The following is a 6,100-nucleotide window of genomic DNA, read 5'->3' as shown; positions in this document are numbered from 1 at the left end:
TAACATGAAGGCGGGTTACTTCTCCGCCTGTGAACATCAATAAAATAGGTTCATCAATACTGGAGAGAACTTCTGGTTAGGATGGCACGGAATGGTTGTTTGGAAATTAATAAAATCCATACCCCACTGATAAAACTATGAGTTTAAAGGGGGCAATTATCCCCTTTAACTTAACTCCTTGATTTCATTAATCTCTGCCCCTGTGACAGAATTACGCAAAATCAACATGTTACAAGCAATATTCGTGTAACCCATTGATATAATTAATTTCCTGCACAGAGCGGTAATTAAGAAAAATCAACAAGTTATCTAAAGGTGGGATTTCTCACCTTTAACCCTTTGATAGATAGTATTTTCCTGCATGGTGCAGGTATCCTTCCGTTTGAAACGGAGGCAGTAAAAGTGAACTCAGTGGCTACCCTTTTTAAGAGATGTGGTTAAAAATAGCTCTGTAAGTTTAATATACCAACCTGTAGTCGAGGTCCTCACTTTGGCTCAGTTCCAGTCGGACAAATTTTTGGCTGATCGTGCCAATTGGGATTTGAAAGCCCATTTAAGTGAGAATGCCCACTTTGGCGATAACCCATTGATATTTAATCAGACGCCAGATTTGGCGTCTGCTTGTCCAGCCCCTTGCGCACAAGTAATACGTTGAAACACAATGAATTTATTCCTTTTGTCCAGCACATAAAGTAACCATTGGGATTTTCCCAACAGTTGGAATAAAGACGAATTTACGGAAGAGATGTCTCGGGTGGTCAAAGTGACCCCCTCGGAAAAATCAAGGAGTTAATCAACTATAGAGGAAATCCCAATGGTTGTCGCAAGGTGTGATATCCCATCTTAAGGGCAGGCTTCTGCCCTATAGTGATGGTGGTTTTGCTGCTAGATAATAACTATTTTATCCCTGATATCTCATCAATATGATCAGCGAACCATTGCATCATTTCTCGACGTTTGTCTAAATATTGAGCGTGATTATATATGCCACGAATACTATTGCGGTCAGTATGTGCCAATTGACGCTCAATTAGGTCATGGCTAAATCCGTGCTCATTAAGGATGGTGCTGAACTGATGACGAAAGCCATGGCCGCTAGCGATCCCGTCATAACCGATTTGTCTAATCACCTGTAATATAGCGTTCTCACAAATTGGTTTTTTCTTGTCATTTCTGCCAGCAAATATGAAATTAGAAATACTGGAAGTCATAGGGTGAAGGGTTTTTAGTGATACAACAACCTGATTTGACATAGGAACTACATGTATTTTCCGATTTTTCATGATTTCAGGTTCTATGGTAATTAGCTTGCTGTCAAAATCAACGCTACTCCATTTCATGCTGCGCAATTCATTCGTACGCAATGCTGTATATTGTAAAACCTGAGTGGCAACCCTCGAAATAATGCTGCCGGAATATGAAGATAATGCCAGATTAAACGCGGGTATTTGGTCTGCTGTTAGAAATGGGAAATGCTTCTTCTTGTATCCAGTCATTGCACCAGCTAAATCTGGGGCGGGGTTATATTTAGCTCTGCCAGTCACTATCGCATATTTAAACACTTCACCACATCTGCGTCTCGCCTTACTTGCTCTTTCCATGGCTCCACGTTCTTCAAACTGACGAATCACTTTGAGTAGAACCATCGGCTCTATTTCTTTTATTGTCATATGACCAATGCTTGGCAGGATGTCGGCTTGAAACATGCTCTGTAATTCTTTTGCGTACCTTTCAGACCAAACAGCTCGTTTGAATTGATACCATTCATTATATATGGCAGCAAAAGTGTCTGGAATTTCACTATCTTTCTGTTTTGGTGCTACAGGTATTAAATCCCCACCGTTAGCAAGAATAGATTTAGCTTCGGCATGTTTTAATCGGGCAGTAACCAGTGAAATTTCTGGGTATGTACCAATAACATAGGTTTGTTCTTTCCCGTTTTTGCGGTACCTAAAACGCCAAATTTTACTCCCTGTTTTCGATACAAAAAGAAATAAACCTCCGCCATCAACAAGGCGATAGGCTTTATCTTGAGATTTGGCTGACTCAATTTGCTTTATCGTTAACATGTAGGCATCCTAAGTGGGCATTAAAACCGATGCCCACAAATATGCCCACACTTTACTGGTGTAGTCAAGTTATGCTGGGTAACAATGGGTAACACTAACACCGTTTAAAATAAGGATTTTTTGAGTTGGTGGTTATGGCGGGTCATGCGAGGTTACTTGATTCTGGCGTCCCCTGCAGGAATCGAACCTACAACTAGCCCTTAGGAGGGGCTCGTTATATCCATTTAACTAAGGGGACTTTTTATTACTCTATTTCAGTCTGTTTCGAGCTGTTTGTATCTTATCTCTTTCTGCCTGTTTTAATCAAGTTTTTTGCCTTTATTTGTTTCGCTTTGTTCCTGCTAGTTTTTGATTGTGGTCGGTTCGTTCACTTGCCATTGTGTACAGATTGAGTACATAATTACACTTCAACTTGTGTACAGGTTATAGCTATGGCATTGAGCGACACTAAACTACGTGGTATTCACGATAAACCCTATAAAGGGACGCCTGAGTTAACCGATGGTGACGGCTTAAGTGTCAGGATAACGCGGAACGGAACTATAACATTTCAGCATAGATATCGCTGGAATGGCAAACCTGTTCGCCTTACTGTTGGTCGTTATCCTGAAATGTCGCTCAAGGACGCACGAATCGCAGTAGGTGAGATGCGCTCATTGTACACAAAGGGGCTTGATCCAAAAATGTATTTCTCTCATTCAGAAGGAGAGGCAACATTAAAAGATTGCCTTGACTACTGGTGGGATAAGTACGCATCTACTCTAAAACCCAATACTCAGATACTTTATAAGTCAGTCGTGTACAACACGATGTACACACAATTCTTGTGTACACCAGTAGCCAGCATACCCGTGTCATCTTGGGTTAAGTTTTTCGACAAGCAGGAAAAGGAAAACCCAAAAAAAGCGAGGGTACTTTTAACTCAAATGCGCTCAGTAGTTAACTGGTGCATAGGGAGGCAGTTTATCCCATCATGCGAGGTCATGAAACTTAGCGTGAAAAATATAGGTAAGAAACCGGATACTGGCAGTCGAGTGCTAACTTACACCGAGCTAGCTAAGGTTTGGTTGGCGCTGGAAAACAACAAAATAGTTTCATCCAACAAAGTATTACATCAACTCCTTTTGCTATGGGGTGCTCGCCTTTCTGAATTAAGGCTTGCTACTGCTCGTGAATTCAATATGGATGACTTGATCTGGACGACTCCAGTAGCTCACTCAAAAATGGGCAATGTGATTAGGCGGCCTATATTCGAACAGGTGACTCCGTATATAGAGCGACTATTAAACATGGGTAATGATATCTTGTTTCCCGGACAGGAGCTTGATAAATCCATAGATAGATCGTCAGCAAACCTCTATATGAAGAAGCTAAGAGAGTCAATTGATATACCAGAATGGCGTACACATGATTTTAGGCGATCTTTGGTAACGAATTTATCAAGCGAAGGGATTGCGCCCCATGTCACCGAAAAGATGCTGGGGCATGAATTGGGCGGGGTGATGGCCGTGTACAATAAACACGATTGGATTGATGAGCAAAAAGAGGCGTATGAGTTATATGCAGATAAGATATTCTGGCATGTTAGGCAGCTCAAGAACGGTTGACTCCGCCATTATCAAGCCATTCACGTATAGCTGAATGGCTGTATCGGGCGGGGTGGCTGAGAACTGGTTCGACCCTGTCCATAAATTTGTATAATTTCCTGTTTTTGGTCTGTTTGATTTATCAACTAAAACAGGTGAAAAGATGGCCGAGAAACAGTTACATGCTTTGGCGACTGAGCTGGCTAAAAACCTCAAAACTCCGGAAGATCTCAGCCAGCTCTCCCGCTTCCTCAAAAAACTGACGGTTGAAACCGCCCTCAAGGCGGAACTGGCCGCTCATCTGGGGGCATGAAAAACACTCGACTAAATCCGGCTCTAATACCCGTAATGGTTACTCTTCCAAAACGTTGCTCACCGACGATGATGTACTTGGGTTGCAAATTCCCCGTGATCGTGAAAGCACCTTTGAACCCCAAATCGTCAGAAAAAACCAGACCCGGATTACCGGCATGGACAGCCAGATATTGGCCCTGTATGACAAAGGAATGACCACACGTGATATTGCTGATGCCTTCAAGGAAATGTACGATGCCGATGTCTCACCGTCACTGATTGCCAAGGTCACTGATGCCGTGAAAGAACACATCATTGAGTGGCAAAACCGCCCGTTGGATAGCCTGTGCCGTTACTATTGTCTTGATAGTGTCTTCGTAATTTTTTGAGTCCAGATGCTGTTAGCTTTAAGTCTAGCTCTTGTACAAATATTTTACATAGATCCCATATTTTTGAATTGGTTTTTTCTTCATATTCACCAATTGTTATTTTTGCTATTTCGTACGTACTGGGATGTAATCTTCCTCCACTTATGTGACCCATGATCAACTTCCATCTGCGATAGAGTATCTGGCGACTAAAACGATTGGAGGTGAGTTCTTGGGTCGAGAGACCTTACCGGCACCGGAAGTTAAACAACAGATATCTGCTGAAGATTTACAGATACTCTGTTGGGGGTGGAGATTTTTAACAAGAAGCATTGAACATATGGCTGATGTTTACCCTGTGTTAAAGGTGGCAAAGCACGAATCAGCTCCTGTTTACCGTGAAATACCAAGAGAGGGATCGTGGATAGAAAAAAGCATGAAATGAATCCTTGAGGATGCAACGGCGCACATAGAAGTCACACCGACTCAAGACGATAACTGGGGCATTTTGAACAAACTCAGAATTCACTAACCCTAAGCCACGGATAGCTAAAAGCTGAAATCCTCTGATTCTTTTTAATCTATTTTGGTGGTTAATCATACAAACCAAATACAGTTTAAACTGTTGAACCTAAGGTTCGATTAGACTAACATCACCTCAAGGAATATTTATCAATGAGCTAGATTTTAGCTATCCATTTTAGGTAACTGGGATTGAGGGGGATATATGCCACAAAGATTGGTAAGTCCTGAAAAGATTAATGAAGTTTTCGCTCATTTGAACGAAAACTCAGATAATCACACCCTCTACGCCTCTTTAATGGGTGGAGCAGATATCACAGGACAAATAAAAGGATTATCCCTTTCTCCTGGCTATCGCATGGTTCGTATTGATAATCGATTGACTGATAAGATTAGTCAGCCTCATTTTGAACTAGCTCTGATAAACGATATATCAAAAGAAGTTGCTTATTATAACCGAGTTGTTATACAGCCTGATGTTGTGTTAACTTGCCGTCCTGTAACTCAAATTCTCGTTTGGCGCATTAGAACGCCTCAGCATCGAGCGGCTCTACGTGATTTAGCTAGTAAGGTGTTCTTTGATTATCTACTGGAGCGCTATAACGTGATAGTATCTGACATGAATCAGACTAATGATGGCATAGCTTTTTGGCAGGATCGCATGTATGACGCTCTGATGTATAATCTGCATGTTTACGCCTATGATATGATAACCTGCGAATTGCACAAGATTCTGACCCAAGGTGACGTTAGCCGACAAGAGATGTGGCTATGGGGTGATCCCGAACATCATCAAAACAGACTGGCTATCATTTCTAAAAGCGAATTACCAATGCCAAAAGAATAACTAACCTAACCCGCCTTCCTTTGAGCGGGTTTTTCACATTTAACGCCGTTTAACTGCGGTTTTTTCTTTTATAGGAGCTTGATATGGCTATTGACGAGTTTAAATGGTGAACTCAAATCCAAGATTCGCCCAGTGGTGAATTTAAACACCGAGTTAAATCAATTTTCAATGGGTGAGTTGCATATTTTGATGGCAGGATGACATAAAATAACAAAGGTGGACAATAAAATCTATTCCTCTACTGATAAAATTTGGTGTGACAAAGACGAAATTTACCGACCTTTAAACTCTGTTTATTTACTTGTACAACTCCCCACACAACCCCAATCAATTCATTCAATCATAAGCATTCGTTACTATATTCGGGCTGTTACAGCGGACGGAAGCTAACTCTTTGGGTTGCTTCCTATAATT

Annotated in this window: 4 protein-coding genes, 1 tRNA gene and 1 pseudogene; 4 read left to right on the top strand and 2 right to left on the bottom strand. The window is 41.4% G+C overall.

All coding sequences use genetic code 11. From position 1 onward, the window contains the following. Positions 1-896 precede the first annotated feature (896 nt). Complete coding sequence (locus PSI22_RS17385) at positions 897-2,069, bottom strand: tyrosine-type recombinase/integrase (RefSeq protein WP_273580833.1); 1,173 nt, start codon at positions 2,067-2,069, stop codon at positions 897-899. A 163-nt stretch (positions 2,070-2,232) separates the two neighbouring features. Then, positions 2,233-2,307 (bottom strand) — tRNA-Arg (locus tag PSI22_RS17380). Positions 2,308-2,500: 193 nt separating this feature from the next. Between PSI22_RS17380 and PSI22_RS17375 the strand changes: the two genes are divergently transcribed. The 4 genes and pseudogenes from PSI22_RS17375 to PSI22_RS17360 all read left to right on the top strand — a co-directional run bounded on the left by PSI22_RS17375 (position 2,501) and on the right by PSI22_RS17360 (position 5,686). Further along, positions 2,501-3,676, top strand: coding sequence for a tyrosine-type recombinase/integrase (locus PSI22_RS17375; RefSeq protein WP_273580832.1), 1,176 nt, complete (start codon positions 2,501-2,503; stop codon positions 3,674-3,676). A gap of 142 nt (positions 3,677-3,818) precedes the next feature. Continuing rightward, a pseudogene (locus PSI22_RS17370) lies at positions 3,819-4,329 on the top strand (transposase); the annotation flags it as partial. A gap of 220 nt (positions 4,330-4,549) precedes the next feature. Beyond that, positions 4,550-4,762 carry a P22AR C-terminal domain-containing protein gene (locus PSI22_RS17365; RefSeq protein ID WP_273580831.1) on the top strand — a complete coding sequence of 71 codons (213 nt, stop codon included), beginning with the start codon at positions 4,550-4,552 and terminating at the stop codon, positions 4,760-4,762. Positions 4,763-5,044: 282 nt separating this feature from the next. Then, a complete protein-coding gene (locus tag PSI22_RS17360) occupies positions 5,045-5,686 on the top strand; it encodes a hypothetical protein (protein ID WP_273580830.1) in 642 nt (213 codons plus the stop codon). Positions 5,687-6,100: the final 414 nt, after the last annotated feature.

Origin of the sequence: Xenorhabdus aichiensis, assembly GCF_028598775.1 — a bacterium.
In the GTDB taxonomy this organism is placed as follows: Bacteria; Pseudomonadota; Gammaproteobacteria; order Enterobacterales; family Enterobacteriaceae; genus Xenorhabdus; species Xenorhabdus bovienii.
This window is presented reverse-complemented; position numbering and strand designations above follow the sequence as displayed.

Bases quoted from the DNA above. Each gene is read 5' to 3' on its own strand.
- PSI22_RS17385 (WP_273580833.1), bottom strand. From the start codon at position 2,069: ATGTTAACGATAAAGCAAATTGAGTCAGCCAAATCTCAAGATAAAGCC.
- PSI22_RS17375 (WP_273580832.1), top strand. From the start codon at position 2,501: ATGGCATTGAGCGACACTAAACTACGTGGTATTCACGATAAACCCTAT.
- PSI22_RS17360 (WP_273580830.1), top strand. From the start codon at position 5,045: ATGCCACAAAGATTGGTAAGTCCTGAAAAGATTAATGAAGTTTTCGCT.